General features: G+C 54.7%; 16 protein-coding genes. 5 read left to right on the top strand and 11 right to left on the bottom strand.

The features are described 5' to 3' along the window. Nucleotides 1-141: 141 nt before the first annotated feature. The gene (locus SH528x_RS07790) at nucleotides 142-1,650 is read left to right on the top strand and encodes a hypothetical protein (RefSeq protein WP_442509954.1); all 1,509 of its coding nucleotides are present in this window, start codon (nucleotides 142-144) and stop codon (nucleotides 1,648-1,650) included. A 341-nt stretch (nucleotides 1,651-1,991) separates the two neighbouring features. Here SH528x_RS07790 and SH528x_RS07795 read toward each other — a convergent pair whose 3' ends face one another. Next, nucleotides 1,992-2,417 carry an FHA domain-containing protein gene (locus tag SH528x_RS07795; RefSeq protein ID WP_442509955.1) on the bottom strand — a complete coding sequence of 142 codons (426 nt, stop codon included), beginning with the start codon at nucleotides 2,415-2,417 and terminating at the stop codon, nucleotides 1,992-1,994. Between the two features lie 297 nt (nucleotides 2,418-2,714). On the opposite strand from SH528x_RS07795, the gene SH528x_RS07800 reads away from it, so the two are divergent. Next, nucleotides 2,715-6,353 (top strand): hypothetical protein, encoded by a 3,639-nt coding sequence (locus tag SH528x_RS07800; RefSeq protein ID WP_442509956.1) that lies wholly within the window; start codon nucleotides 2,715-2,717, stop codon nucleotides 6,351-6,353. A gap of 128 nt (nucleotides 6,354-6,481) precedes the next feature. Here the strand turns inward: SH528x_RS07800 and SH528x_RS07805 are convergent, their stop codons facing one another. From SH528x_RS07805 to SH528x_RS07815, 3 genes are all read right to left on the bottom strand, one after another. Beyond that, nucleotides 6,482-7,408: an ATP-binding cassette domain-containing protein gene (locus SH528x_RS07805; protein ID WP_442509957.1), complete on the bottom strand. Its 927-nt coding sequence runs from the start codon at nucleotides 7,406-7,408 to the stop codon at nucleotides 6,482-6,484. 76 nt (nucleotides 7,409-7,484) lie between these two features. Further along, nucleotides 7,485-9,893: a hypothetical protein gene (locus SH528x_RS07810; RefSeq protein WP_442509958.1), complete on the bottom strand. Its 2,409-nt coding sequence runs from the start codon at nucleotides 9,891-9,893 to the stop codon at nucleotides 7,485-7,487. A gap of 81 nt (nucleotides 9,894-9,974) precedes the next feature. Further along, entirely contained in the window at nucleotides 9,975-10,301 is a 327-nt protein-coding gene (locus SH528x_RS07815; RefSeq protein ID WP_442509959.1) for a DUF6793 family protein, read from the bottom strand. Nucleotides 10,302-10,547: 246 nt separating this feature from the next. On the opposite strand from SH528x_RS07815, the gene SH528x_RS07820 reads away from it, so the two are divergent. Together SH528x_RS07820 and SH528x_RS07825 are read left to right on the top strand one after the other, a co-directional pair. Next, complete coding sequence (locus tag SH528x_RS07820; protein ID WP_442509960.1) at nucleotides 10,548-11,717, top strand: cysteine desulfurase family protein; 1,170 nt, start codon at nucleotides 10,548-10,550, stop codon at nucleotides 11,715-11,717. Between the two features lie 55 nt (nucleotides 11,718-11,772). Further along, nucleotides 11,773-12,753 carry a Gfo/Idh/MocA family protein gene (locus SH528x_RS07825; protein ID WP_442509961.1) on the top strand — a complete coding sequence of 327 codons (981 nt, stop codon included), beginning with the start codon at nucleotides 11,773-11,775 and terminating at the stop codon, nucleotides 12,751-12,753. A gap of 287 nt (nucleotides 12,754-13,040) precedes the next feature. Here the strand turns inward: SH528x_RS07825 and nagB are convergent, their stop codons facing one another. Genes nagB through SH528x_RS07840 form a run of 3 tightly spaced genes read right to left on the bottom strand, consistent with a single transcriptional unit; the run spans nucleotide 13,041 to nucleotide 16,054 of the window. Further along, a complete protein-coding gene (gene nagB, locus SH528x_RS07830) occupies nucleotides 13,041-13,811 on the bottom strand; it encodes a glucosamine-6-phosphate deaminase (RefSeq protein WP_442509962.1) in 771 nt (256 codons plus the stop codon). Nucleotides 13,812-13,824: 13 nt separating this feature from the next. Next, a complete protein-coding gene (locus SH528x_RS07835) occupies nucleotides 13,825-15,297 on the bottom strand; it encodes an HD domain-containing protein (protein WP_442509963.1) in 1,473 nt (490 codons plus the stop codon). Further along, complete coding sequence (locus tag SH528x_RS07840) at nucleotides 15,287-16,054, bottom strand: hypothetical protein (protein ID WP_442509964.1); 768 nt, start codon at nucleotides 16,052-16,054, stop codon at nucleotides 15,287-15,289. Before SH528x_RS07840 ends, SH528x_RS07835 begins: the two co-directional genes overlap by 11 nt. Here SH528x_RS07840 and SH528x_RS07845 point away from each other — a divergent pair. After that, on the top strand, nucleotides 16,053-16,577 hold the full coding sequence (locus SH528x_RS07845) for a tRNA (cytidine(34)-2'-O)-methyltransferase (protein WP_442509965.1): 525 nt from the start codon (nucleotides 16,053-16,055) through the stop codon (nucleotides 16,575-16,577). The two genes, SH528x_RS07840 and SH528x_RS07845, sit on opposite strands and share 2 nt — an antisense overlap. 391 nt (nucleotides 16,578-16,968) lie before the next feature. Here SH528x_RS07845 and SH528x_RS07850 read toward each other — a convergent pair whose 3' ends face one another. The 4 genes from SH528x_RS07850 to SH528x_RS07865 form a co-directional block, all read right to left on the bottom strand. Next, nucleotides 16,969-19,056 (bottom strand): DUF4340 domain-containing protein, encoded by a 2,088-nt coding sequence (locus SH528x_RS07850; protein WP_442509966.1) that lies wholly within the window; start codon nucleotides 19,054-19,056, stop codon nucleotides 16,969-16,971. A gap of 12 nt (nucleotides 19,057-19,068) precedes the next feature. Continuing rightward, nucleotides 19,069-21,987 carry a Gldg family protein gene (locus SH528x_RS07855; protein ID WP_442509967.1) on the bottom strand — a complete coding sequence of 973 codons (2,919 nt, stop codon included), beginning with the start codon at nucleotides 21,985-21,987 and terminating at the stop codon, nucleotides 19,069-19,071. Between the two features lie 318 nt (nucleotides 21,988-22,305). Further along, on the bottom strand, nucleotides 22,306-23,055 hold the full coding sequence (locus tag SH528x_RS07860; RefSeq protein ID WP_442509968.1) for an ABC transporter ATP-binding protein: 750 nt from the start codon (nucleotides 23,053-23,055) through the stop codon (nucleotides 22,306-22,308). Between the two features lie 200 nt (nucleotides 23,056-23,255). Then, the gene (locus tag SH528x_RS07865) at nucleotides 23,256-26,771 is read right to left on the bottom strand and encodes a PVC-type heme-binding CxxCH protein (RefSeq protein ID WP_442509969.1); all 3,516 of its coding nucleotides are present in this window, start codon (nucleotides 26,769-26,771) and stop codon (nucleotides 23,256-23,258) included. Nucleotides 26,772-26,912: the final 141 nt, after the last annotated feature.

A 26,912-nucleotide genomic window follows, 5' to 3' on the forward strand; every position in this document is an offset into this window, starting at 1 on the left:
CCCCAAAGACAACCGTTTCGTTCCGGCAGCCGGTGTTTGCCGAAAACGTCTTGGCGACTTTTGCTACGTGATTATTTGTAGCTCACGTGCCGGCGAATTCGCTACAATCGAAGGTAACACTCATTTACCGGAGATAATCAAATGTCAGTGCTACAGCGGCGGACTTTCTTAGCTTCCACGGCGGCCGGGTTAGGACTCAGCGGCTTGCTGCAATCTTTGGGGCCACTTTCGGCTGCCGATGTCACGATCGACCGCGGCATCGCCCGGTTTTCTAGTGACATTGAGCCACTGGTACGCTTCTTAGAAGAAACGCCTCAGCAATCGATTATCGAAGAGACCGCGAAGCGAGTGAAAGCGGGCCTCAGCTATCGCGAATTGCTTGCTGCCTTGTTGCTAGCGGGCGTGCGAAATGTCGAACCACGACCCTCGGTGGGATTCAAGTTTCATGCAGTCCTGGTCGTCAATTCGGCTCATTTGGCCAGCATCAGCGGCCCCGACGAGGACCGTTGGTTGCCGATCTTCTGGGCCATCGACAACTTTAAAAGCTCGCAAGCACGCGATATACGTGAAGGGAATTGGACATTGCCGGCGGTCGAGGAATCGGCACTGCCCGCAGCCGGTCAAGCTGAAAACGCACTCCGCACGGCGCTGGACCGATGGGACGAATCGGCATCCGATGCCGCGATCACTTCGTTGGTCCGTCACTACGGCGCCAATCGTGTGTTCAAAGTGCTCAGCGCGTATGCCGCTCGTGATTTTCGCAGCATTGGACATAAAGTGATCTATCTGTCCAATGCCTTTCGCACTTTGCAAACAATCGGCTGGGAGTACGCCGAACCGGTGATGCGAAGTCTTGTTTACGCGATGCTGAATCACAACGGCGAACCCAATCCATCGACGAGTGATTTGGAAGCCGATCGGCCTGGACGGATCAATCACATCGCCGCGGAAAACATGTCCGCGTCGCTCGCCGGAGGAACGGTCGATGACGTTGCCACGCGAGATCTGGTGCGGACGCTTCACGATTGTTCGCCGATCGAAGCCAGCGAATTGGTTGCGGAGTTAATTGAGAAAAACATCGCCGTCCAATCGATTTGGAACGGCTTGTTTGCCGCGGCGGGGGAATTGTTGATGCGTCAGCGAGGGATCGTTTCGCTGCACTCTGTCACCACCACGAACGCGATTCACCACGCGTTTTCCGCTGCGACGGACGAGCAGACACGGAAAGTACTGTTGCTGCAAAACGCTTCGTTTTTACCGATGTTTCGCGATGCCGCAGCTGGGCGTGGTGCATTGGACAAGACTCGTATCGATGAACTTGCATCAACGCAGCCCACCGATCATTCGCCCACGGTTGCCGAGGTGTTCGAGACGATGGGCAAAAGCCGGAAAGAGGCGTCACTTCAGATGTATCAGTTGTTGTCTGCAGGCGGCAATCCGCAAGACGTCGTCGATCATGCACGCCGTTTGGTCTTCTTGAAAGGCAACGATTCGCACGATTACAAGTTCAGTTCGGCGGCACTTGAGGACTACCGAGTTCTTTCGCCGCCCTGGCGAAACCGTTTCCTGGCGGCATCGACCTATCAATTGTGCAGCCCCGCCGAAGCGACTAGGCCATTGGTTACGCGGATACAAAGTGCAATTGGTTGACGCGTAAGTTTTGAAGTTGCGCTATTCGCGTTTTTCCTTGCAAATCATAACCCGAAGCGTCAGCGAGGGAAAATTGAATTTGACGCTGTCCCTCGCTTACGCGTCGGGTTGTGATTTTTAGTAGGCCGGATTAAGCAAACGGTGTAAATGCCGGATCGGCGGACGCAATTGAGAATTTTATATCGGTCCAAGGCTCATTCGAAAAGGCTACCGTTTGCGCCGATCCGGCATGATCCTGCGTCCTTGATCCGGCCTACAACTCGCCTGCAAATACAATAGCGCAACTTCAAACGGCCAAGGCGAGGCGATTGATTTTCATCTTTCGCTGATGCGACTAGAAATCACCCCAGCACGCGGCGCCACCACGGCTTGGGCTCGGGTGGGGCATCGAGCTGGTATACCGGCAGCGGAACTGTCCGATCCACGTTGCCTTCGTGAGGATACTGCTGTGACTCGGCCAGTTCATCTGGGGATGAAAACTGTATCTCTAATTCCAACGCCCCCACTTGCACCACTTGGTTCGGCATCAAGACATGGTGCTGGATTCGATTGTCATCGACATAGACTCCGTTGGTGGACCCCAAGTCTTTGATCACCAAGCCTTCGTCGCCATTGAGCGAAAATTGGCAATGTTGGCGACTGATCGAGTGATGGTTGATACACAGGTTGGATTCGGGATCACGTCCCAAAATCACCGGCGGCTTGAACGTCCAACTGCGGCGATTCAGCCCAGGGACCTCGTTTTTAAGCACAAGCTTGTAAATCATGATTTGTACCGTCGACTTCGGAAGAAAAGAAAGCGTCAGGGTTTTCGTCGGGGCCGCGGTCGGCAAAATCAATTTGATTCAGCCGCTATCAAAGATCCGCAAAGGAAGGCACCAGTTGCTTCCATTCTAGTACTGGCGTGGCAGCATTCGTACTAGACTTTGACCAGTTCCGCCAAATTGGTGAGCAAAAGTCGCCAAAAACGGTACAAAAACTCATCTTGGGGTTTGGGGGACGTTGCCGTTACACTGTGGTCCGGATCTTCTCTTCTTCGTTACATTGGCGGCAAGGATGTGCCTGTGACCACCGACGACTTTTTGCTCGACCAACTCGAGCGAACGCAGCAGGAACAAACGCATCGTCGTCGCGAAAATCGCAATCGGCGGCGGCGGTATTACCTGCTCGGCGGACTGCTGTTCGTTGGATTCTTGGTGCTTGCCGCCCCCAGCCTAGTGAGCCATTCACCGGTCGGCAGGTCGATGGTCGCTCGAGCCGCCGCAACTTACGGGTTTGATGGCAGCGCCGAAGGGATCCGTGTCGGCTGGGTGACGCCACTACGAATCACCGGTTTGACAATCGAGGGACGTGAAGCGGGCAGCAAATTCAGGGTTGAGCAACTCGATACTGAATTGACCGTGATGGACCTGATCGGGACCACCAAAAGTGATCTTGGTGCGATCCTGGTGCGTGGAGTCGACATCCAGTGTGATGTTCGCGACGGGCAAAGCAGTATCGAAGAGGATCTCAGAATCCTGCTTGAACAACCGGAAGCTGATGGCCCCGCCACGACTGCGATGATCGACATCAGCGACGTTACCTTGACGGTCAAAGACGCAACCAGCGGCGAGACTTGGCGATTATCCCAAGCGAGCACGAAGTTAGAACTGCGAGACGAATCATTACAGAGTCGATTTACCGGCGTCCTGGCCGAACCCCGTGGCAGCCAGGGATCACTGCAAGGAGCGATCGAGTTCGATTTTGGTTCGCTCGACAATCCCAGTTCAGCCTCACCGTGGAACATCGATCTAACGTGTGACTCGCTGCCGTTATCCGTCGTCTCCTTGGTTCGCAGACGCATGAGTGCGTATGCGGATCAGATTCCAGCTCAATTGGTAGGCGATGCCACAGGAAATCTGAAAATTCGCGGCAGCCGTGATGGATCGGTGGACGCCGACGTGACTCAATTCCAAGTTCGCAATCTCGAAGCGGCAAACCTACAACAAGACACTCGCCGTTGGACCAACAAGCTGGCGATGCTGGATGGCCGCTTAACGCTACAAAACGAACGTGTCATTGGTCAGGGATTAGTGGCGACTACCGATTTTGCTTCGCTGAAACTCGATGGCGCGTTTTCAACCTCGATCACATTGGTCGGCGCCAGCGACAATCCAGTGCGTTGGCTTGATGCACTCGAAGGGACCGCAAGTGCCGAAGTCGATTTGGCGGCACTGGACCATGCACTGCCGGGGGTTTTGCCGATTCGAAATGATGCAGAACTCGTTTCCGGACGAGCCCTGGCGACGATCGAATCGCTGCCTTCACAAGATGCCCGACGGCGACGACTAACTCTGCGAAGTGACACACTGCGTGCTCGATCGCGAGGCCAAGCGGTGATGATCGACCCGGTCGAGATGACCGCAATCGTGTCGAGTAACCAAGACCGGATCCAAGCCGAACAGTTCAAACTGACAAGTTCCTTTGCGGCGGCAAGCGGACAAGGCAACCTGCAAAGTGGAGCAACCGATATCGAAGTCGATTTTGGTCTCTTGGCCAATATGTTGCGTCCGATCATCGACTTGTCGAGTTCATCGCTAGCCGGTTCCGCTCGTGGCAAGATCCAGTGGAATGCATCCGGTGGAGATCAATGGCGTTTAATGGGCAATGCCGACGCCAAGGATCTGTTGATCGAACTGCCTGGTGGAAATCGGCTGCGCCACCCCGCGTTGCGAATCAATGTCGATGCGGTGGGCCAATGGCAAGCCGGCCAGATTGAATCGTTGTCGGTGGCGAACGCCACGCTTTCGAGCAGCGGGCTGAATCTGCGAGCAGAACTTGTTCAAGGAATCCAAAACCCCGATGCGAACACGCGATTTCCGCTTCGTATCCAAGGCGACGGGCGTCTCGAGGCTCTGGCTGATACGCTTGGCCCCTGGTTGCCAACGGAACTGCATGATTTCGATGGTGGATTCACGATGAATGCGCGTGCCGATGTCTCCTCGTCAGGCGGTCGCTTGACCGGAACGACGATCGAATTGACACAGCCCCACGTGGCCTACGCGGATCGCTATTTCAGCCAACCTGAAATCAAATTGCATTTCAGTGGCGACTATGACTGGACGAATTCGTCGCTGGATTGCCGATCGTTGACGATCGTCGGAAACGCCGTGACCGCAGCCATCGAAGGCGAATGGAATGCGGAGCGAACGGATCTCGAAATCGCCTGGCAAGCCAAACTGGAACGCATCCAAGGCAGCATGAAAACGCGAGTCGCAAACCGAGTTGTGCCTGCGATCAGCCAAGTGGGTTACCGCCCCGGCCAATCGGTCCAGACCGATGAATGGTTAGTGATGGGCGATTGTGACGGCCGATTTATTGTTACCAGTCAAAAAGGTCGATATGCCGTCCAAACCGAACTGAATGGCAAAGGTGTCGCTGTCGTGCAACCCGCTCAGGCGAGTGCGGCATCGCAATTGGTTGGCCCTGTTCGCAGTGCGTTGGGGAACATCGCTGCGAATCCGAACACGGCGGCCTCCGCAGGTTTGAATTCCGGTTCACGAGTCGTATGGGCCGAACCGAATGTAAAAATTAATGGGACGATCCATGTCGACCCAAGCAGTGGCGGTGTGGTGACCGATTCGCTGAAATTGTCCAGCGATTGGTTCGCGACAAGTTTGACGGGTCACGCCGTTTGGAATGATTCGCTCGGGGACGTTTCGGTGAAGGGGCCAGCCCGAATCAAGATGACGGAGGTCGCCAAACGACTCAGCGAACTTGCGGGAATGCAGATTCAATTGCAAGGCGTCCAAGAAACTCCGATCGAAATCGCCGTCAAACGTCAAGCTGACGAGCACATTGCGATTAGTGTCCTCGCCAACCTTGGTTGGGAGTCTGGCGAAGTCGCCGGGGTGCAGTTTGGCCAATCCAATATTCCGGTGCGGTTGACCGAGACGAGCGTTTTCGTGTCGCCTGCCTCGATCCCGGTTGATCAAGGCCGTTTAAATATTGCTGGCGATGTCCACTATCGGCCAGGGCCGCTGTGGATGCGAGTCGAACCAGGCCGGGTGGCGGAATCGATCCGACTGACGCCCGAAATGACCGATCGCTGGCTCAAGTATTTGGCGCCGCTGGCGGCCAATACGACTCGCATTGATGGAACGCTAAGTGCCGACATCGATGAAGCCATCGTCGTCATCGATCGACCCGAGGAGAGCCGCGTCGTGGGACGGTTGAACATCGACTCGATCGACATGAACTCAGGTCCGATGGCAAATCAAATCATCGGCGGAATCAAACAACTACGTTCGCTCGCATCAATCGGAACACCGCAAGCTGCTGTGAATACCGATACGACGTTGATTCGTGTGCCGGCACAAACCGTCGACTTTACGGTCGATCGCGGCGTTGTCAGCCACCAACGGATGTTTTTTGAAGTGGACCGAGCCCAAGTGGTCACAAGCGGGAACGTCTCGTTTGACGGCAATCTAAATCTGATTGCTCAGGTCCCCCTGGATGCGCGTTGGCTGGGCAGCAATCTGCAAGGACTGGCCGGGCAACCGGTCACGCTACCGATCGAAGGCACATTGTCGCGTCCTCGTCTCGATTCGTCAGGAGTACGAAAGGTCGTGACGGAATTAGGGGTGCAAGCGGTCCAGGATTCAGCCGAGAACTATTTGCAAAAACAACTCGGTCGCGGCATCGACAAAATCTTTGGCCGCTAAGTGATGCAGTGTCGTTGATCGCACCGCGGATTTGTTAATGTGGGATAGGCTTCCAGCCTGTCGAGGGTGCAATGACAGGCTGGAAGCCTATCCCACTTTTCAGTCGACGTCCGAGCGATCAACGACATTTATGTGACCAACCCCTTGGTCACGGTCATGAAGACATCTTCGAGCGTGGGATCGCGATCATTAAACGAACGCATCCGGATGCCCGCTTTGATCAGTTCGTCAAGCAAATTGGCCAATCCCTCGTCATCGGTTTCAAGTTCGGCAATCACACGAGTGGGCTCTTGTTCAAGCGACCGCAGTGCCGGACTGCTCCTCAGGATCGAAAGCCCCGCCTCCAGGCCTGATAAAAAGTCAATTTCGACGATTCGGTTGCGACGGATTTGCCGGTACACGCTTCCAATTGGCCCGGTCATCAACAATTGCCCCCGTTCGATGATGCCGATCGACGTACAGCAATCCGCGAGTTCCGTCAGAATATGACTGCTGATCAAAATCGTCTTGCCCATTTTGCGTAGCTCTTTCAGCAACGCTTTGACTTCGATTCGTGCACGCGGATCGAGCCCCGAAGCCGGTTCGTCCAAGATCAACACCGGTGGATCATGAACCAGTGTTTTGGCGAGGCACAATCGCTGTTTCATCCCTCGCGACAAACCGTTGACGAAATCATTGCGTTTGTGACTTAGGTCCAACAGTTCGAGCACGTTGTCGATAATCTGCTTTCGCTCGGTGCGTCCGATTCGGTACGCCACGGCAAAGAAGTCCAGGAACTCCCAAACTCGCATGCCGTCATAAACGCCGAAGTTATCGGGCATGTAGCCAATCGATTGCCGCACGCCGACGGGGTCTCCCATCACATCACAACCGGCTACGGATCCGCTGCCACGACTTGCTCGCAACAGCGTCGCCAGGAATCGAATCGTGGTGCTTTTTCCGGCACCATTGGGGCCAATAAACCCAAACGTTTCGCCCGCGGCAATCTCTAAGTCAATGCTCTCCACAGCCGTGAAATCGCCATAGTCTTTTCCGAATCCTTTGAGCGTGATCATCAAGTTTCCTGGGGCCGAGCGGTGGACGGTGAATATTCAGTGTTGCAAAGCTGGTACGTTTGAGCGATCCGATTTATCACTCTGTATAATCTTCGCTCTCGATGTTGTTGATCTCGGGGAGTGATAGACGAAAGTCGCTTATCAAATTGACGTCTGGTTTTGCTGCTGGCGAGGGTGCATAGCTTAGGTTGGCAACCACAATCGTCTGGGCACTTTGTTGGTTTGCTTGCGGCGCGATATTCATCCCCGGCATCGATTGTTCGATGCGGCCGACAAGACGAGAAGACTGCGGTGGGATGGATCCGTTAGCAAGGAAAGCACGCATCACTCGAGACACCTGAAGCGGCAACTCGCTTGGCACGTTGACCACAGAATTATCGCGGAAACGTAGTTTTGTTTTTGAGCCTGCCGAACAAATCCCCACGACGGCAAGCTGGGTTTGATCCTCGGCGGTTTTGACAACCACAAAGGAATCGAGCAAGTCGTAATCCGTTTCGTTGACAAGCGTTTCACCGTCGATGTAGATGCCGCCGCCGATGTCAACGATCTGTTCCGCGCGAACCATTTGTGTTTGGTTACTGCCCACGGCGACCCCGGACAACATCGGGCCCTCTTCGAAATCGGTGCGGAACTGCAATGGAGCATCATCGCTTTTAGATTTCGGTTGGCGAATGGTATTGGCGACCGCGTCGACCGTGTTGAATTGCAAGTCGTAGGTGCTCGACAACGAATTGTAGATGGCGAGGACACGAGAAAGGTGGCCTCGTTCATATCCCGGTTGCGTCTCTAAAATCGCAATCTCGGTTTGGCTGCGCGCGAATCCAATGTCCAGCTGTGCGGAGCGAGCGACCCAGACGGCGCCGGCGATGGCAATCACGGGTACCGCCAACCAAGCGTATTCCAATTTGCCAATCATACGAAACACAAGGTAGTTCAGCGGCACGAGTGCCAACAAGTAAAAGCCGAGCGATCGAACGACCAACGAGGACGGTGGGATCGTAATCCCTGATTCGTTACGCAAAATGTTCTGTGTTAACTCGACCGAGTCGCTCGCGTTTGTCCAGGCACCGATGCCCATCACTGGATCAACCCGGGTCCATCGATCGAGTGAAACACGTTTTTTAAGGGTGTTTGTTCGCTCGTTTACGTTGTCGGGGTTTGCGTTTGCGTCTGCTGTTTCTGCGGTTGATTTGGCCTCATCGGCCGGCGCCGCCGCAAGCAATGCGTCGCGAGCGGCGATGCGAAACTTTGTGTTCATTGTCGGGTCGGCGTCATAGCGGTCCAGGTCAGCGTACTGGTGTTTGATCAAAATCTCCGCTTCGATTTCGACAAATTGGCGTCGCGGGCGCTGGAGGATGACGGCGTTAAAGAAACTGTCGTAGGAATCCCAATTCGAGATCCAATCGCTCATCAGATCAAACCGTGACAGAACCACTCGGCCGCGACCGATTCGGCGATTGAGAATCAGGTTACCGGTTCCATCCACATCCGCCGCATCGGTGGCCAAATTGCCATCTACGGCGATTCGCGCGGTCCCATTTTGCAGCAGTGCCGTCTGCGATTCTTTGGATCGATCGGTGTCGACCGACCACGACGTTAGCAATTCCACCGCAGATTCCGGAGCCAGTTCGATGTTCCCACGCGGTATCAGTGGCAACACGTCCACGAGGGGTGAGTTTGCGATTGCATCGGAGGCGTCTGCTCCGTTGACAATTAATTGGCCACCGAAATGTATCCAATCGGCGATCGCTTTGGTTTGTCCAGGCGTTAACGCGTCGGCGGAGACATCGTCCCAAAACACGACTGCGGTGCTGGTCCAATCGAGCATCGTTTCTGCGATCGGAAGCACTTCGTTCGTGTTAGGAATGACGATCCGATAGTTGGCTGCCTTGTTTGAAAACTCGGACTCGGATCGGTAAGGACGCTGCCAATCGGAAGCAAGTAATTTCGCAAAACGCTCGGGGCGAGTGGTCAAAATGATAAAGAAATATTCTTCCTGACTTAGATATTTAAACACTTCCGGTTGCGAGTCGTAGACGATTCCTCGACCGCCGGTGAGCAATTGGCTAGACAGGAAGATGTTTGGCGAGTCACCATTTGGTGACGGGGCAAAGTTTCGATAATCGAAACGACGCTGCTGCCCTTTGGGAAGAACAATCGGGCGAACGTTGACCAACGCATTGGGCGGCGTTTGTCCGTTGGGGCTCGAACCCTTGCCTAGCAAAGTCCGACTCTCTAATTGGCCGCGAATGTCTTCGCGGTTGCTCTTCAGAACTTCCGAGGCCGAAAACCAATGGCCTGGTTTGATTCCGCCGCCGGCGGGAACCCCATCCGCTGGGAATGCTTGGGCGGGCATGGAGGTGAAGTCTGGTAGAGCAGCCTTCTTCTTTTCTTCGTCTTCGGGATTGGAGGTCGAACGACATCCATCGCAGCCCACAATCAGTGTGCTACACAACAGGGCAAACAAAAATGGAAAACGCGGCATGAAAACTCTGGCCGAAAATAGTTTCATTCTCAGCCACAATCATGGTGAGAAAGGAAGGAAACACAACACGATCCGACCGAGTTACCAGCCCATGACCATGTTAGATTCGATTGCTTTGCGTGCATTTTCCAGATCGCTACCCGTTTCCATCCGATACAGGCGAATTGCATTGACCTTGTCCCCCGACGAACGGCTCAAGCATTCGCGAGCCACGGCACAGGGACTCAGGGGTGGAGTGGTTAGCCCGAGAGCTCCTTTACTGATCACCCACGTATCACGTGGCCGCTTGGTGAGACGGGCGATCTCGTCGTAGGGATAGGCATCAGCGACCACGGCACGGGCCGCCTGTTCATCTTCGGCCCAAGTGATGATGATATGAGAGTCGGTTTCAACCTCGAATAGCGGCATCGGTAGTGCTCCTTCGGAGAGTGGATCTGCGTGTAAATCGGCAAGGGGGGAAGAGGCCGCAGCGAATCATGCGCCACGCGTAGGTAATGCATGATACCGACGAGGCGAATCGCTGGAAAGTTTTCGCGTGGCTGTTTTCAAGGGTTTTGGCTGTTTCCTTTCCACGCCACAGGCGGGTCTGCAATTCCGGCGGTTTCGGTACAATGCAACCAAGTACCGACAGGCCCTTTTTTCTTAACGTAAACGATGATTTATCTTGACAATCACGCGACCACCAGATGCGATCCGCGGGTCGTCGAGGCAATGGTGCCATGGTTGTCGGAGGATTTTGGGAATCCTAGCAGCGGATCGCATGAAATGGGGCGAACTGCTGCAGCGGCCATACAGCAGTCAGTTGCCAAAATCGCGGCGGCGCTGAACGTTCCAGCCGATTCGGTAATTTTCACCAGCGGTGCGACCGAAAGCAATAATTTGGCGATTCGAGGTGTGTGTTTGCATCCTCGTCAAAAAAAACGGCACTTCGTGACCGTGACGTCCGAGCATCATGCCGTGCTTGACGTCAGCGATGAACTTCGGCGTGAAGGGTTTCGCGTCACGGAGGTCCCGGTGATCGCCCAAGCAGAAGGTGCCACCGGCGTGGTCGATTTGAACCGACTCGCCGATGCGATTGACGACGATACTGCGCTCGTTTCGGTGATGTGGGCGAACAATGAAATTGGCTCGATTGCTCCGATGAGAGACGTTGCAGATTTGTGTCATGCCCGTAGCGTGTTGCTGCATAGCGACGCGACTCAAGCGGTGGGGCGAATCCCGGTCGATGTACTTGCCGCAGACGTTGATTTGTTGAGTGCGGCGGCACACAAGTTTTACGGGCCCAAGGGGACAGGCTTGCTGGTGGTTGGTAACGGCAATCGGCGTGTCCGGCTGCGGCCTCAAATCGTCGGCGGCGGGCAACAACAAGGTCTTCGCAGTGGTACGCTGAATACCGCCGGGATTATTGCCATGGCGACGGCACTGGAATTAGCGGTCGATGAAATGGAAAGCCATCACGACCGGATTGGGCAAATGCGAAATCAGTTGTTTCAATTGTTATCCTCCGGTATCGATGGGATCAAACTGAATGGTATCTCGCTTGACTCGAATCAGCGGCTTTCGGGTAACTTGAATTTGCAACTCGAGGCCATCGAGGGCGAGGCATGGATGGCGGCGACACCGTCGGTGGCATTTAGCAGCGGGTCGGCATGTAGCAGCGTGGACGCGAAACCAAGCCATGTATTGACCGCCATTGGACTCAACGAATCCGAGGCGAGACGAAGTGTTCGGTTTGGAATCGGCCGCTTCAACACGGATCAAGAAATTCAGCAAGCGGCAGAGTGGTTGATCGAGTCACACAGGAAATTGTGCCGATTGTCCTAAACTGCAATTTGTCGAAGCAAGCAACACGAATCGTTTAACCTATGAGAATGCGTTTATGAGTGGTGAAGGATCGATCACACGCTTTGGAGTGCTTGGCACAGGGCGGATTACTCGGCGATTGGTCGCCGATATTCAATCAACCGACGGCGCCGAAGTCACTGCGATCGCAAGCCGGACGAGCGAGCGGGCTCGCTGGCAGGCCGATCAATTTGGCATCGCGGCTGCGGTGGAGGGTTACGAGTCGTTATTGGTGCGCGATGATGTCGACGCCGTTTACGTTGCATTGCCGCCATCGATGCATGCGGAATGGGCGATCGCGGCTGCCAAGGCGGGCAAGCACGTGTTGTGCGAAAAACCACTTACTGTTTCGACAAAACAATCGCTCGCCGTGCATCTTGCCTGTCAAGCCCATTCGGTGCGACTGCTCGACGCAACGGGTTGGTTACACCACGAGCGGACCGAAATGTTTCGTCGCTGGTTAGACGAAGGGCGGTTCGGGAAGATTGGGCACATCACGGCGGCGGTATCGTTTTTCCGCCCATTTATCACTGGCGAACATCGCCTCGACCCGGCTTTGGGCGGTGGATGTTTGTTGGATCTTGGTTGGTACGTTTGCTCGTTAGCGAGATTTGTCGCAGGCGGGTTGCCCAACCGTGTGGTTGCCGGACGCGTGATGCGACAAGGGGTCGCCCAGCGAATCACAGCGATGATGTGGTTCGATCATGACGTGACCGCAACGCTGTCGTGTGGCTACGACACATCAACGCGAAAGTGGTGCGAGGTGGCGGGCAGTGACGCGTCGCTGGTGTGTGACGATTTCACTCGTCCTTGGCATGACCGTCCCGCCCGATGTTGGATCCATGATGCGACCGGAGGTGTCGAGCAGTTTCCGTTCGAAGGCAATCAGGAACGTCGAATGATCGCGAGATTTATCAGTGACGAACCACTCGATGTGTATCAGCAACAAGCACTTGATACCCAGCACATGATCGATGCGATCAACGAATCGGTGGAATTCGACCACGACGAGCTGTAAGCAAGTCGCCGAGAATGCCAACCGGTTTAGTTTTAAGTAGGGCCGGTTCCCACCGGCCGTCTCAACGTCGTGAACGATTTTCTGGTAGCTACCTTCGCCAGAAGGTGGTGATTCGAATTGGACGCCAACAATCCACGCTCTGGCGAGCGTAGCTACGAAACGCAAATGATGTAATTTGCAGCCTAGAAATCGTTCACAGCGTTGCCGGCCGACCTGGGCGGCTCGATGGAGTCGGCCGGTAGGAACCGGCCCTACGCTTTGATAGACGACCGTTGATGCCAACCGGTTTAGGCCGACAGCTCGCTGGCGGCGGCTTCGTCCAAGACGAACGTTACATCGGGGTGCTGCTCGAGCCAGGATGCGGGAACGTCTTCGCTTGCAGGGTCTTGCAACGATCGCCGCACCGCTTCGGCTTTGTCTTTGCCGGTGGCAAGCAAGAGGATCTGTTTCGCTTCCAGGATCGTGCCAATCCCCATCGTGATCGCGGTCTTGGGCACCTCGTCAACCGAAGCAAAGAAGCGAGCATTTTTTTCGATAGTAGACGGTGTCAACTCGACCACGCGTGTTCGTGTGCTGGGCGACGATCCGGGTTCGTTAAAGGCGATGTGCCCATTGTGACCGATGCCTAACAACTGCAGATCGATGCCCCCGGCAGCGGCGATTTGTGCTTCGTACTGGACCGCATGCGCTGCCGGATCGCTTGCGTTGCCCTCGGGAACAAACGTTTTGTTTGGGTCGATGTCGATGTGATCAAACAGTTCCGACTGCATAAAGTAGCGAAAACTCTGAGGGTGCGTTCCGCTCAATCCGATGTATTCGTCGAGATTGAAGGAGGTCACCTTTTTGAAGTGTACTTTGCCGGATTGGAAATCTTCGACGATGTTTGCATACGTCGCGGTAGGCGTTCCGCCGGTCGCCAACCCGAGGACGATCGACGGATTCGCGTTGATCGCCTCGACGATCATATTTGCCACGGTACGTGATGCAGTCACCGCATCAGCACAAACAATGACTTTTGCGGAGTGGGCATTAGCGGAGGGAGAGGCAGGCTTGTTCATGTCATTCTTAATGTTAAACGATCTCGTTGTCGACACTTTGGATCACATCGATCAAGAGGTTAGACCAATCGCCATGGGCGCGAACCGCGTGTGTCATCATGTCGCGTTTTTCGGGATTCACAAACACACGAACCCGCTTGACTTGATCGTCGAATTGTTGACGTGCTAGTGCGCGAGCGACCGGGGAAACGTTCGCCAGGGTGACACCGATGTTCGATCGACTCTGTTTTACTACACACTGGCCGTTCGCATCGCCGCTACCATCAACGTCACTCGCAGCACGATCGAAGATGCCGTTACGCAGGATGACATCGACATTAATGTCGACTTCGAGTTTGACGGGCGGAGCATCAATCAGGATGTCTTCAGCAGCCACCGGCTCGCCTGTCATCGATGCTAGACGGGCGGCCAATGTTTCACTCGCTGCAACCAACCACCAATACGGGCGTCTAGCGATTTGGCGATGCACTTCGACGGGGTGTCCCGCCACAGCATCGATCGCGTTAAATTCGGCGACACGTTTGTAAAGCCGACGTTGAGGGCCAAACAATCCATCGACCAAGTGACGTGTGTTTCCAAGCGACGTGTCGCAAACGCTGTTACTGGCCTCGACCAGGCGGGCGATCCACTGGGCATCGTTCAACTTGAAGGTCGATTCAAGTTCAAGTTTGTCCTTCAGCAAGAACACGGCACGCTGTAGCATCGCGGTGGCCGAGCGAACGGTATGATGCCAATAGACCTCGCTGAACATTACATAGCGAGCAAACACCATCATCTCTGCTGCTGTCCGCCCTTTTTCGCCGATCGCCAAAATGCCTTTGCTCGGATGAACACACATCGAATCGATCAGACGTCCCACATCGAAATTGCGACCATACGGGACCCCTGAGTGCAAGCTGTCGCGTTGCAGATAGTCAAGTTTGTCAATGTCGATCGGGCCGCTGAGACAACTGCGTAAAAAACTTAGCGGACGACTGCTCGTTTGCGTTGCGGTGGCTTTCTTGTTTGGTTCCAGCAGATCGACGACGTCTTGAATTTCGCACGACCAGTCCTGCTGGATGCATTGGCGTAGCTCGGATTGCTCGATCCAATCGGAGACGCGTGATTCGTGTTCGCGGAATCCAGTTAGGTTCATATCCTCGATCGGATGACAAAACGGCCAGTGCCCGACATCGTGAAGTAGCGCCGCGAGCACAAACGCGTCTGCGGAACGAGCATCTAGCGGCGGGTTCAGCGAAGCATCGCCGGTGAATCGGGCCAGCAACCGAAGTGCGTTCAGATAAACGCCCAACGAATGTTCAAATCGAGAATGAGTCGCACCGGGATAAACCAACGCAACCATGCCTAGCTGGCTGATCGACGCCAAGCGACGCATCGGAGGCGAATCGATGATTCGTCTTACGCGAGGCGAGATCGGCACCCCGTCGGCCGGTGGAATGCGAACCAGCGATGATGCTTGGTTCAGCTGGGCGACTTCAGGAATCATGGTGCCAATCGTCCACTGTCACTTCCATTGCCAATCCCGCCGCACGGCGAATATCTTCTTGACTTTCTTCGCCCGCCAACGTGACTCCGGCAATGATCGCTAACAAAACTGCGGACAACAGATACAGTCCAGCGTGAGTCAGACCGCCTACTGCTTCGATCTCGAACGTTGTCATAGCAATGAATGTCCCCAGTCCCAACATCACGCACAGAATAATTCCGAACGTCATGTAGTCCATCTCAGCGGCTCTTTCGAGTTCCAAGACATAGCTAGGAACAAACGCGTAAACAATCCAAAGCGAAGCATAGAGCGCCGAACAGATCAGCACTCGATTTCGCAACTCAATGCCTGTAAACGGCTCGAGTTCTTGGTCGTAGACAAACGAGTACCCCCAGCGAACCAGTGGTGGTGCGATCACAATCAAGCCAATGATCTGAGCGACCCACGGGGGACCATTTCCACCGCTGAACAGGCGGAAACCGATGGCGATTGCCAGAGCACCGACTACCGCTGCGATCGTGATGATCAATCCTTTGCGGGTAACGTCGGTCTCGGTGCGTTTGATCGGTTTGAGGACGCTGACGCCCTTGCGATCTTTCGGTGCGCCGTCGTCGGGCGCATGAATGACCACCTCCTCGGACTTATCCGGGACCGCTATGGTATTCTTGCAACCGGGACAGGGACCCTTTTTGCCAGCGAATTTATCGCTGACTTGGAATCGCTTATAACAATTTGGACAGGTTACTTGGATCGGCATGAAACAGAATCAAGAAGAGCAGGAGCCGTGTCATGGGAAAGGCGACAGTATAGCGACTTTACCGTCGGCACATGTTGTACTCTACCAGCCTGAGATACCAGGGAATACCGGGAACATTGGTCGAACCTGTGTCGCGGTGGGAGCGAAGTTGTGGATCGTTCACCCCGCCGGATTCCAATTGGACGAAAAGCACGTCCGCAGGGCCGGTCTGGATTACTGGAAGCACCTGATGATCGAAGAAGTCGGCAACTGGGATGCTTTGGTCGAAAAACTTTCGCCACGCCGATTTTTCTATTTTTCGCGGTTCGCCACCAAGACGATTTGGGACGCCAACTTTGAAAAAGATGACGTGTTTGTGTTCGGTAGTGAGTCGTCAGGGTTGCCGGAATCGATCCTCGATCGCGACGCGCCCAATGCGCTGCGGATACCCACCACCGGCAAAGTGCGAAGTTTGAACCTCGCGACCACCGCCGGAATCGTGCTGTACGAGCACCAACGCCAAGTGCGTAGCCTAGGCGAGTGAGCCGACGGGTTATGATGGTGATAGCTCAGAGTCCAACGAAAACGGAAGCTTTCTAACCCGGACGCACTCGTAGGACTGTCGGAGTAATTACTGTCGTAGCGGAACTCGTCAACGGCTTGTTGATTTAGTGAGCCATGACGCGTCAGCGGCCGGGGCCCGCGCACTACCCGGTGCCTTACGGCCCACGGCTCACCGTTGCGATTTGCATTTGGATTAAATCAACAAGCCGTCAAGAGTTTCGACCAGCCTGGAAAACGAAAGTCTTGACGACTTCCGCTACGGGAAACCCCGTCACTTCTTATTCAGGCGGTGCTTACGCGTTGCGGCTAAAAAAAAGCGTTCCCAGGCATTGAATCCTGAGAACGCTTTGTTTGCAGTTAGCTGGCCGGAACTATTGTCCGGGAGGTCCGAAGTTGAACTGAGGCATCGCTCCGGGGCCGCCGGGGAAACCGGCTGCTGGATTCCCCGCTTCAGGCTGGTCGCTTTGGAACAACTCCTCGCGGCTAAGGCGAAGTTTACGGTAGGTCTCTTCCGGGATCACGTAGTACCAATCGGCAAACCGAGCATTCAAATCTCGAACCGCTCGACGCGCCACTTCGAGTTTGTCTTTTCGCTCGTCCAGCATTCGTTGGTTCGCTTTCGTGATTTTTTCCTGTTCCGAAGCCAATCGCTCGAGCATCTCTTCTTCGCTTAACTCTTCCGATGAGGAAGTCTCTTTCGACTCAGTATCCTTCTTTTCAGGAGCTGGCTTATCCGCCGCTGGCTTTTGTTCAGCAGATTCCTTGGCTGCATCATCAGCCTCTTCGGCTTTCTCCGCAGGTGCAGCTTCGGTTGCCGGCTCAACCTCGTCGTCTGAATCTACTGCGACTTCTTCTTGAGCCTCGCCCTGACCGCTGGCTTCGCCAGAGCCTTCGAGTTCGCTTTCGCCCGATTCCGCAGGCGCTTCGCTGTCTGCAGTGGATTTTGGCTCGGCAGCAGCTTCGTCGTCCGACTTGGCCGGTTCTTCCGACTTCGGCTCTTCCGATTTCGCTTCTTCGGCCTTCGCTTCTTCCTCAGCCTTGGGCTCTTCTGCGGCTTCCGATTTTTCAGCCGCTTCGTCCTGCTTCATCTCAGCTTCGGGAGCGTCCTCTTTTTCAGCTGCCTTGTTTTCAACCGCCTCTTTTCCAGAGTCGTCGTCGGACTTCACTGGTTCCGCCTTCGGTTCGCTCACTCCCAACAACGCTCTCAAATCATCGAGATTTTGCGGGATTTCACGCAATTGCGGTGCAGGGAATTTGGCTTCGTTTACTTGGGTGGTGACCAACAAGTAGCGATTGACGCCGCCGGTTGTCGCTTCGTCACCCTCTTTGGCTTCTTGATCCGCTTCGTCGGTTAATCCGGAAACGTTTCCAAAACGGAGCAAATATTGAACGCCATTTTTAAGCGAGACGGTCAGTTCGCCGTTCGCAGAAATCATTTCATATTCGCCGCCATCAGAGGTTTGCAGCGGATAGAAACCACGGCGAGCAAGCGATTCGAGAGCTTCTTGGTCCGAGACAAGATCTTTGTCGGCACGCAGATTCTCGCTGATGCCCGCTGGTTTGCGAACAACGTCGACGATTTTCAAATCATCCAACGCGTTCTTCATGTCGTTCAGCTTTGTTGCGTTCAGCGTTTCGCCAGGCTTGACCGCAACCGGAGTCGGGTCAGCCAACGGATTGGTTTCGGAATATTTCAGCAGTTTATCAAGCTTCCACTGCGAGCCGTCCATTACGACGGTGGCTGCGTAGTTCCGCTGCAATGAAATGCCACTCGCACCCAGGTTTGCGCTGTAATCCTTGATCTCCATGGTATCGATGTCGATGCTGCTCAGTTTCAGCAGGTCTTCTTCGATCCAATCTTGGAATCGAGTTGTCAGCGGGGTGTCGTCAAGCTTGACGACGTAAACCGGATCTTGCCCCGGTTTGCGAACGTAAACTTTTTCGGGTTCGTCCTTCAGCTTGTCGCCGATGATCAAGGCAGCCAACGTCTTTTGGGACTCGTCTTTCAGCGTCACCAAGCGACCGACACCTTCATCACCACGCTTGAGTTCTTCGAGTTTCGGCTCGGCAACGCCAAGTCCCTCGTGGTCCTCAGGGTTTTCCGATTGGATATCGAGCACCTTCAAATCGACAAGCGAATTCGCTGCCTCTTTCATGTGGTCGACCGCGTCGGCGGGGTAGCCCTTGTTGTTCGGTCCCTTTCGCGAGGGAATCGTCCACTGACCCGATTCCTTGTCACGACGAACTTCAAACGACTGCAGCGTCGCATCGACTTCGTCATAGGTGACGATCTTCAAGCTGGCGGCTGCCAACGGATCTTTAAATTCTTCGAACAGCGGTTTGCCGACGAATCCGCCGGTTTCGCTTTCGTTTGTCGGAGGCCATGCGACTAGCGTAGCGATGCCAAGCATCACCACCGCAACGACCCAGAAAATTCCTGTTTTAGTACCTTCGTTCACGACTCTATCTCACTATTTCAAACGGCTTTTGCTGATGTTTTCTCGTTCACGCAATCGCCGCGAGGCGAATACAATCACACCGATGATCAATGGTGGGATACATGGCAGCACCACGGCTGCGGCTTTGACTTGGTTTTGAATCCAAGTCACTTTTTGATCGGCTTCACGTTGAATGTCACCGATTTTTTGTTCGCGATCACGTTCACTCTTGGCAATCTTGACTTCCAAACGAGTTTGCTCGCGTTCCTGAAGCGTTTGAAACGCTTGGACCTTGGCTTGCAATTTGTCCGGAGGCACACGTCCATTGGCACTTTCTTTCTGCAGCTTTTCCAGCTCTTCGCGAAGTGACTTCAGCTCAGTGTCCATTTTCTCCTGAGCTTCACGGACGGTCTCGTCATACTCGTCTTGGAATTCCTTACTGCGTTGGCTGACGTTGCTACTAGCGATTTCCTTGACCGAATCGATCATTCGCAAACTCGCGAAAATCGGTTCATGCTTTCGCACTTCAATAAAGGCCGTTTCGCCAGTCAACCAATCGATGGCGTTCAAGATGAACGTGACGTTTTGGAACTGGAAACGCATGTCCGCAGCCTGTTTTGGATCGGCTCGGATCTGCAAAAAGACGGGTGACATGATGTCTGTGTCGGCAACGTAAACCGCCTTGATGCCTTGCGCGGACGCAGGTGAATCGGCTTTGTCGGCCTTTTTATCCGCGTCCTTTTTCGAGTCATCGTCTGCGGCTTTCGGTTTGGCTTCCGCCGCAGCACCTTCGATCGTCATTGCGACCGACAACCCGGGGCTGACGCTTTCGATTTCGCGAGCAACGGTCGTCCCCCCTTGCATGATCTGTTGCACCTTGTTGAACGGCAGCAATCCGCTGCGTCCTCCGGTGGACATCAACTTGGTGTGTTTCAGAGTCGAGTTATCTTTCGCTCGAACCGATGCGGCGTACAAGCACAGCACCTGGCGTAGTTTCGAGGTGATGATGCTTTTTTCGCTGAGCGCTTCGCCCTCTTCGACCTCGGGTGCGTTTTCGTCGACAAAGACCCACAACTCATTGATATTACGTTCAAGGTTGGGGTAGGGATTAAATTGTTGCCAGACCAAATCGGACGAGAACAAGCCCTGCATTCCAGGGGTTCCAGGCGATTCGATTTCGAGGGCATCCCACAGTTCGTGGATGTTCCCCTTGGGCGTGGGCCCACCGCCACCAAACATGCCGCCAGCCGACTGCTTGGGCATTCCCGTAGGCGTAATGGCTTGGTTGAACACGGGCATCGGATCTTCGAAGATCGCAACAGGGACGCCAACTTTGATCGCGTCGACCAAACGGCTGAATTGATCCGGTGGCAGCGTCGAAGGTTGCACGGCGATCATCGCGTCAAACATGCCCGCAGTCACTGGGGCACCGAGATCGACTTCTTCGACGTCGTATTGCTTCGCGAGTTCTTCAATCAACGGATGTTTGGCCGCTTGTGACGGGGACATTCCCTGCATCACCATGCCGCCCATCAAGCGGGCGTCGGTCGACACAACACCAATGCGTTTTCGAGTTCCCTCGGCGACGGTATTGATCGAGCGAACCAATTCATACTCAACGGGAATCCCGTATTCAAAAATCGGCACGGTGACTTTTTCGAGTCCCGATCGGAATGCGGCACCCAGGATCAGTTCCTTCTGTTGGAACGAACCCTTCTCTCGCACCATGCGGCTAACCGGCTCGATTCCAAATCGCTCTGACGCAAGTGCTGCCTCTTCGCTGAAGAGTTCAATATTGTCGTACAGATTGATTTCAATCATGCGATTGCGTTTGGCCGCTTCGCTGCGGAATTCTTTCAGCAGGTTGATCAACTCGTACCGAGTGCGGGCGTAAATCTCGGGAATATCTGCACTGATAAACGCGTCAATCACGATCGGCCGATCGGTGTCCAATTCTTGGATCAACGTTTTGGTGGCACCCGCCAGCGAGCTGACTTTGCCTTCGGTCAAATCTTTGCGATAGTCCCAATTGCGAAACAGAGTGACCGCGCCGGCGGTGATCACAATCAAGGCCAGGACGCGAGCGATATAGTGCCACGCCATCGTGTTGCCGTCTTTGCCGCCGGTCCAGTGGCGACGTCCAATCAATACCATCGTGGCGTAGAGTGCTACCGCAGCGACGAGGACGAAGTAGCCGACGGCGGAAAGGCTGATCACACCGCGACCAAAATCGTCAAACGGACGGGCGATCCCGCTGCTAGCCAGCCATTCTGCAATGCGTTTGTTGGGGCTGATCGAATCGGCAAGCGAGGCAAACGCGAGCGGAGCGTTAAAGAGGGCTCCGAGGATAAAGCCGACCGTCAAGTTGCCCGTCAAGAAGGACGCGATCATACCGATCGCAATCATCGCCAATCCGACGAACCAATAACCAAGATAGGTGGTGAAAATCAGTCCGGTATCGAGTGTTCCTTCGGTCAGTACTGCCAACGTGATGAACGTGCTCAATTGGCTAAACAGCAACGATGCGGTGAAAATCGACGCTGCGGCCATGTACTTGCCGATCACGATGTCAAAGTCGTCGGCCGGCAGTGTCAGCAGCAGTTCATCGGTGCCTTGCCGCTTTTCTTCAGCCCAAATGCTCATCGTGATCGCGGGGATAAACACCAGCATGATCAACGGGAACCAATAGTTCAGTTGGTCCAGTGTCGCCAAGTTTTGGTTGAAGAACTCGTAAGGCCAAAACGCCGATACCGATGTCAAAAAGACGAAGATACAAAGGAAGACGTAGCCGGTAGGGTTACCGAAATAGCCGACAAAGTTTCGCTTCAGCACGGCATACGCGGCTCGTTTGGTGCCCGCCAGTGCAGCGACGATCGCCATTAACACCAACAGCAGGATCAAGTCCAAGACGAACAGGTTCAGCAGGGCAAATGCGACGTTATTGAGCGTCATGTTATCTGTTTAATTGATAGTGTGGGTTAAACGTGTCGAAGTGGTTGGCTTCGATGTTGATTAGCTCGTTGCGGAAAACCACGGAGCGGGGTGCAAACACGGCTCTGAGGTTACGGTTTGCGTGCATTCATGTCAGGTTCGGGCCCGTGAATTTTGGGCCAGTCAATTGTTGGGCCCGATCGGAATCGGCAAGGACGTCTCGGTCTCGAATTGGTGGCGAGCTCGGGCGTAACGCGTCGAACTCACATCCTGACCAAGGGGATAACCCCGAGAACGAACGTTGCTCGTCGGTAAAGGCGAACAAGCGTTGTGGGCATGTTACGCGGTGGCACCCTGAGTCAGCGAGTGGAACGCTTCGTCCAAGTCATTTGCACCAAGCTTTCGCAGACCTTCGACGTCACCGTCGTACACAAGTCGTCCTTCGTTAATCATGACCACGCGGTCCGCCATCGCCTCGACTTCTTGCAAAATGTGCGTGCTGAGCAGAATCGTTTTCGTTTCGCTCAACCGCCGCATCGTTTTACGGACTCCGCGAATCTGGTTAGGATCCAAACCCGCAGTCGGTTCGTCCAGAATCAAAACATCGGGCTCGTGCAACAACGCTTGGCTCATGCCAACACGCTGCTTGAAACCCTTGGAAAGCTTGCTGATCGGTTTATGAACGACACTCGAAAGGTCACAGATGTCGACGACTGCGTCGATGCGATCTTTTTTGCTAGCTGTCGACATGCCGCGAGCTTCCGCGAAAAAGCTGAGCATCGCGTAGGGGGTCATTTCCGGATAAAGCGGACCATTTTCAGGCAAATAGCCCAATCGGCGGCTGCCGGCGATCCGGTCCTCCATCATGTTATGACCTGCGATCCGAGCTTCGCCCTCGCTGGCAGCGATATACCCGGTCAACATCTTCATCGTCGTGCTTTTTCCAGCACCGTTGGGGCCCAAAAATGCCACCAATTCGCCTTCGCCTACCGAAAAAGTGACGTCGCGAGTCGCGGCAAAAGGACCGTAAAACTTACTCAGCCCGATCGCTTCGATCATGGGCCGGCGGGATTCAGGTTGAATCGTCATGCGGCAGTTCTTGGGTAAGTCCTTCAATGTGGGAATTGTCAAACCGGAAATATAACGGTCTGAGAGAGGTTCTCAACACCGCTACGCGGACATTTGCCCCACGGTTCGCTCGGAATGTCCGAAAAGTTGTCTTCGGGCGTTCGTATCTTTCCGACGTCGGCGACGTCGGGCGACAAAAAAAGACGTCGAGCGACGCTTTACTATTGCTCGGGCGTGGTCACGTTGGCAGCCAATCCGATGGTAAACGGGGCAGTTTGCAGCGTCCGGTCAATGGCGAGCACGATCGTATGCTCACCCTTTTCCAAGGCCTCGGTCCGCAGCGATGTCGCTGGAAACGGTTTGCCATCGACCCAGGCTTCCGTGATCTCGCTCGGCAGATCCAAATTAGCGTCGGTATCGGCGAGCACTTTGATGCGGAAACGAATGAATGACGTCGGAGGTGTTGTTCGATGCTGCTTAAACGCATCCATCTCTTCAATCGTGAAAGTTCCATCGACCCGCGACGTCAGCGGCCGCCACTGCATGACGGCGTCGCCACTCGCCACGGCATCGGTGCTAGTGCGATTGATCAGGTGATTCGATTGGTTCGAGTAAATCAACGTTTCGACGCTGCGGAGCATCGGGTCGGTCGAAACCGTAAATTCGGGAACCCGTCCAAGAGCAGAGAGGAACGCGACAAGATCCGCAAGCTCCGCTTGCGTTACATTGTCCAGCAGTCCCTCGGGCATTAGCGATTTGCCGGGCGATTCGTCCTCGATTGAATCGACGAGCACCGAAGTGACTGTGCCATCGGCAAGTCGAACTTGGATCGTCTTGTCATTTTTCGTCAGCACAATCCCGCTGATCACGCGGCCCTCATCGGTCAAGAATTGAGTCGTCGTGTAGCCTTCTTTTAATTTTACATTCGGTGTGAGCAGCGATTCCAAAATATAATCGGGCTGCGAGCTGCCGCCGATGCTGATCAGGTTAGGGCCGACCAATCCGCCAGCCGTTCCGATGGCGTGACAGTTAATGCATTGCAGTTTTGCTTGACGATAGATTCGTTCGCCGTTAGCGGGTGATCCCTTTTTGGCTTGAGACAAGATCTCCGCTGAAAGCTCTGGCGTCAATTTCCAAGCAAGGTCTTCGAGTTTTCCGCTAACGCGAATCGCTTCTTCGAGTCGTGCATTTCCGCCACTGCTGCGGATGTATCGCAGCAAGTGACTTGCCAGATCGGTGTCGAGCGTTTGTTTTTCGAGTACGCTGGCAAACGCTTCGGGAATGTCTTTGCGTTTCGCCATTTCGGCAATGATTGCCGATCCCTCTTCAATCGTTTCTTTGTTTTGCACCAGTTTTAGAACGGCGGCAAACGCGGCTCGCGGACGATGGGTTGCCATCGTTCGCGTGGCAGCTACGCGGGACTGAGTGTCCTGTGAATCAAGCAGTTCGCGGATCGTCTGTTTCGCCACATCGGACTCGAACGATCCAATCGCCTCGATCAACGCCGCCCGGCTGTCGCCCGATGTTTTAGGAAGCATTTCGATCAAGGTGGACTCGGCTTCGCTTAGCTTCCAAGTTGCGACTGCTCGATACAGCGATGTACGCCACGCTGGGTTGCGGGTGAGTGCTTCGGCGTCGGCAACCGCGGCCGCGACGCTCGAATTTGCGTTGGTTGGGACGGTTCCATCCGACTTCGTTCGCTCGAGTAACGCGGTCATTCGTGAGGGCGAATGTGCGGACGACGACGGGCGGGTCAGTAATTCCAGCAACTGACCGAGCTGATTTGCGTTGCCGGCTTGGACCGCAGCTAGAAACAATTCGTCGCTCGAGGCCGCATTCGCGTTCTCACGTCGTAGCATTTCGATGGCGACTTGTGCTGCCTTTGGATTGGCGATCGCGCGAACCGCAATCGCTAATTCATGATGTTTCGACTGCCAATCGATCTGTTCCAAGATGGATGTCGATGGCGACGCTGCGTCGAGGTTTCGCAGTGATTGCCAGATTGCAAAGTCCAGATTGCTGTCGATCGGATGCTTGGCAACGTCGATCACGGCGTTTAATGCGTCGCGATCCGCACGAGCTTGGCCAACGCTAACGGCCACTTCTAGCCGCGTTCTCGGATCTGTTGCATCCGCTTGCTCGTACACCATTTGCGAGATTGCACGGTATGCATCACTGTCGGTGGCAACGTTCTCGCGACTACGCCAAATGCTTCGCAACGTCGTTCCAAGCACACGTTTTTCCGATTGCTTGCTCGCGGCGATGGCGATTTGCGCATCCTCTAGATTCGCGGCCGAAACCACTTCGTTCATCCACAGGACTTCCAATGCACGCATCGCGGCGTTTGCATTGTCGGCGTCTCGCCAATCGCGGATCGTTTTCATTACGCCCGCGGAATCGGTTGCCGCACGTCGCCACAATTCTTCACGAGCAAATTGGCGAACGTCAAGCGACGGGTCGTCGAGCAATTGACACAACTGGGCAGTCGACTGTTTTGAAAATTCAGGCCAATGATCAAGCGGTTGTTTGGGGAAACTGACACGCCAAATGCGACCATGTTTGCGATCACGCCGTTCGTCACGAAAGTCGACTTCGCCATGCTGGATGATTGGGTTGTACCAATCGGCAACATAGACGGCACCGTCAGGGCCCATCCGTACGTCGATCGGGCGGAACGCGACATGCGACGTCGTAATGATTTCGGGTTGCTGTTGACTGCGAAATCCGCTGCCCTCGGGCGTCACGTCAAATCGGCATACGCGGTGGCTGCGGAAATCGTTGGTGACCAAATTTCCACGCCAATCCGGGGGAATGTGCGTCCCCGACAGCACCGCGAGTCCACAATGTTTTGGGCTTCCTGGGTTCAATCCGCTCACCCACCGTCTCGCTCCCGGCGACGTGTTAAAGACGGAATCAGGAAACGCATAGTTGATGCCTTCGAACCCCGCCCCATCGGTGACAAACGATTCGCCCTGTTCATCGAAGACGTGGCCCCAAGGATTGATAAATCCTTTACAGAAAATTTCCAATCGCCCGGTGCTGGGGCGATACCGCCAAATCCCGCCTCCGTCTAAATGCCGGGTGCCGTACGCGGTATCAATGTGGCTGTGGATGTAAATCGATTGATTGAAATACAAACATCCATCGGGGCCCCATCGCAACGTGTGCAGTAAATGGTGAGTGTCCTCGGTGCCAAAGCCGCTAAAGATGACGCGGCGTTTGTCTGCAATTCCGTCACTGTCGGTGTCCTCGAGATACAGCAGTTGAGTGCTGTCGGCGACGTAGCAAGCGTTTTCGCCATCCGGAATTACTCCGGTGGGGATCAGCAATCCATCGGCAAACGTGGTTGATTGGTCGATGTCGCCATCGCCATCGGTGTCACGCAACACCACGATTTTGTCGTCAGCCTCTTCGCCAGGTTTGATTTGCGGGTAGACCTCGCTGGTGGCCACCCACAAGGCGCCCGAGGCATCGAAGTTCATTTGAATCGGCTTGCGAATCTGAGGGTCGGCCGCGTACAGATTGACGTTTGCGGATTCGTCCACTCGCATTGCAGCCGATTCGCTTCCCGGGTCCGGTATCGGAATATCGGTAAGATCCCGCTGGGCATACAGGCTTGGCAGTGCCGCAATTCCCAGCACGCCCCAAGCCAAGCCTGCGATGGCGAGCTTCGAAGCAAATGCGTTTGCGTGAGTCGACAAAAATGGAAGGAGGGCAGCAGCGGGGGGGTACGACATTATCGTTTTAGGCAGAGGGGGGGAAAGGATTTTAGGTTTTCGGCGCGGGATCCGGCGAGGCGAGCGTGACGGGCACAAGCGGATGAAGGCAACAGTATAGATCAACACGGATTGTTTGTCCGGTTAGTTTGACCCACGCGA

Origin of the sequence: Novipirellula methanifontis, from assembly GCF_052161655.1 — a bacterium.
GTDB lineage: Bacteria > Planctomycetota > Planctomycetia > Pirellulales > Pirellulaceae > Novipirellula.

Coding starts and splice junctions, on each gene's coding strand:
- SH528x_RS07865 (WP_442509969.1), bottom strand. CDS start 26,771: ATGTCGTACCCCCCCGCTGCTGCCCTCCTTCCATTTTTGTCGACTCAC.
- SH528x_RS07855 (WP_442509967.1), bottom strand. CDS start 21,987: ATGACGCTCAATAACGTCGCATTTGCCCTGCTGAACCTGTTCGTCTTG.
- nagB (WP_442509962.1), bottom strand. CDS start 13,811: ATGAACAAGCCTGCCTCTCCCTCCGCTAATGCCCACTCCGCAAAAGTC.
- SH528x_RS07805 (WP_442509957.1), bottom strand. CDS start 7,408: ATGATCACGCTCAAAGGATTCGGAAAAGACTATGGCGATTTCACGGCT.
- SH528x_RS07860 (WP_442509968.1), bottom strand. CDS start 23,055: ATGACGATTCAACCTGAATCCCGCCGGCCCATGATCGAAGCGATCGGG.
- SH528x_RS07845 (WP_442509965.1), top strand. CDS start 16,053: ATGAAACAGAATCAAGAAGAGCAGGAGCCGTGTCATGGGAAAGGCGAC.
- SH528x_RS07790 (WP_442509954.1), top strand. CDS start 142: ATGTCAGTGCTACAGCGGCGGACTTTCTTAGCTTCCACGGCGGCCGGG.
- SH528x_RS07825 (WP_442509961.1), top strand. CDS start 11,773: ATGAGTGGTGAAGGATCGATCACACGCTTTGGAGTGCTTGGCACAGGG.
- SH528x_RS07835 (WP_442509963.1), bottom strand. CDS start 15,297: ATGATTCCTGAAGTCGCCCAGCTGAACCAAGCATCATCGCTGGTTCGC.
- SH528x_RS07815 (WP_442509959.1), bottom strand. CDS start 10,301: ATGCCGCTATTCGAGGTTGAAACCGACTCTCATATCATCATCACTTGG.
- SH528x_RS07840 (WP_442509964.1), bottom strand. CDS start 16,054: ATGCCGATCCAAGTAACCTGTCCAAATTGTTATAAGCGATTCCAAGTC.
- SH528x_RS07820 (WP_442509960.1), top strand. CDS start 10,548: ATGATTTATCTTGACAATCACGCGACCACCAGATGCGATCCGCGGGTC.
- SH528x_RS07795 (WP_442509955.1), bottom strand. CDS start 2,417: ATGATTTACAAGCTTGTGCTTAAAAACGAGGTCCCTGGGCTGAATCGC.
- SH528x_RS07810 (WP_442509958.1), bottom strand. CDS start 9,893: ATGCCGCGTTTTCCATTTTTGTTTGCCCTGTTGTGTAGCACACTGATT.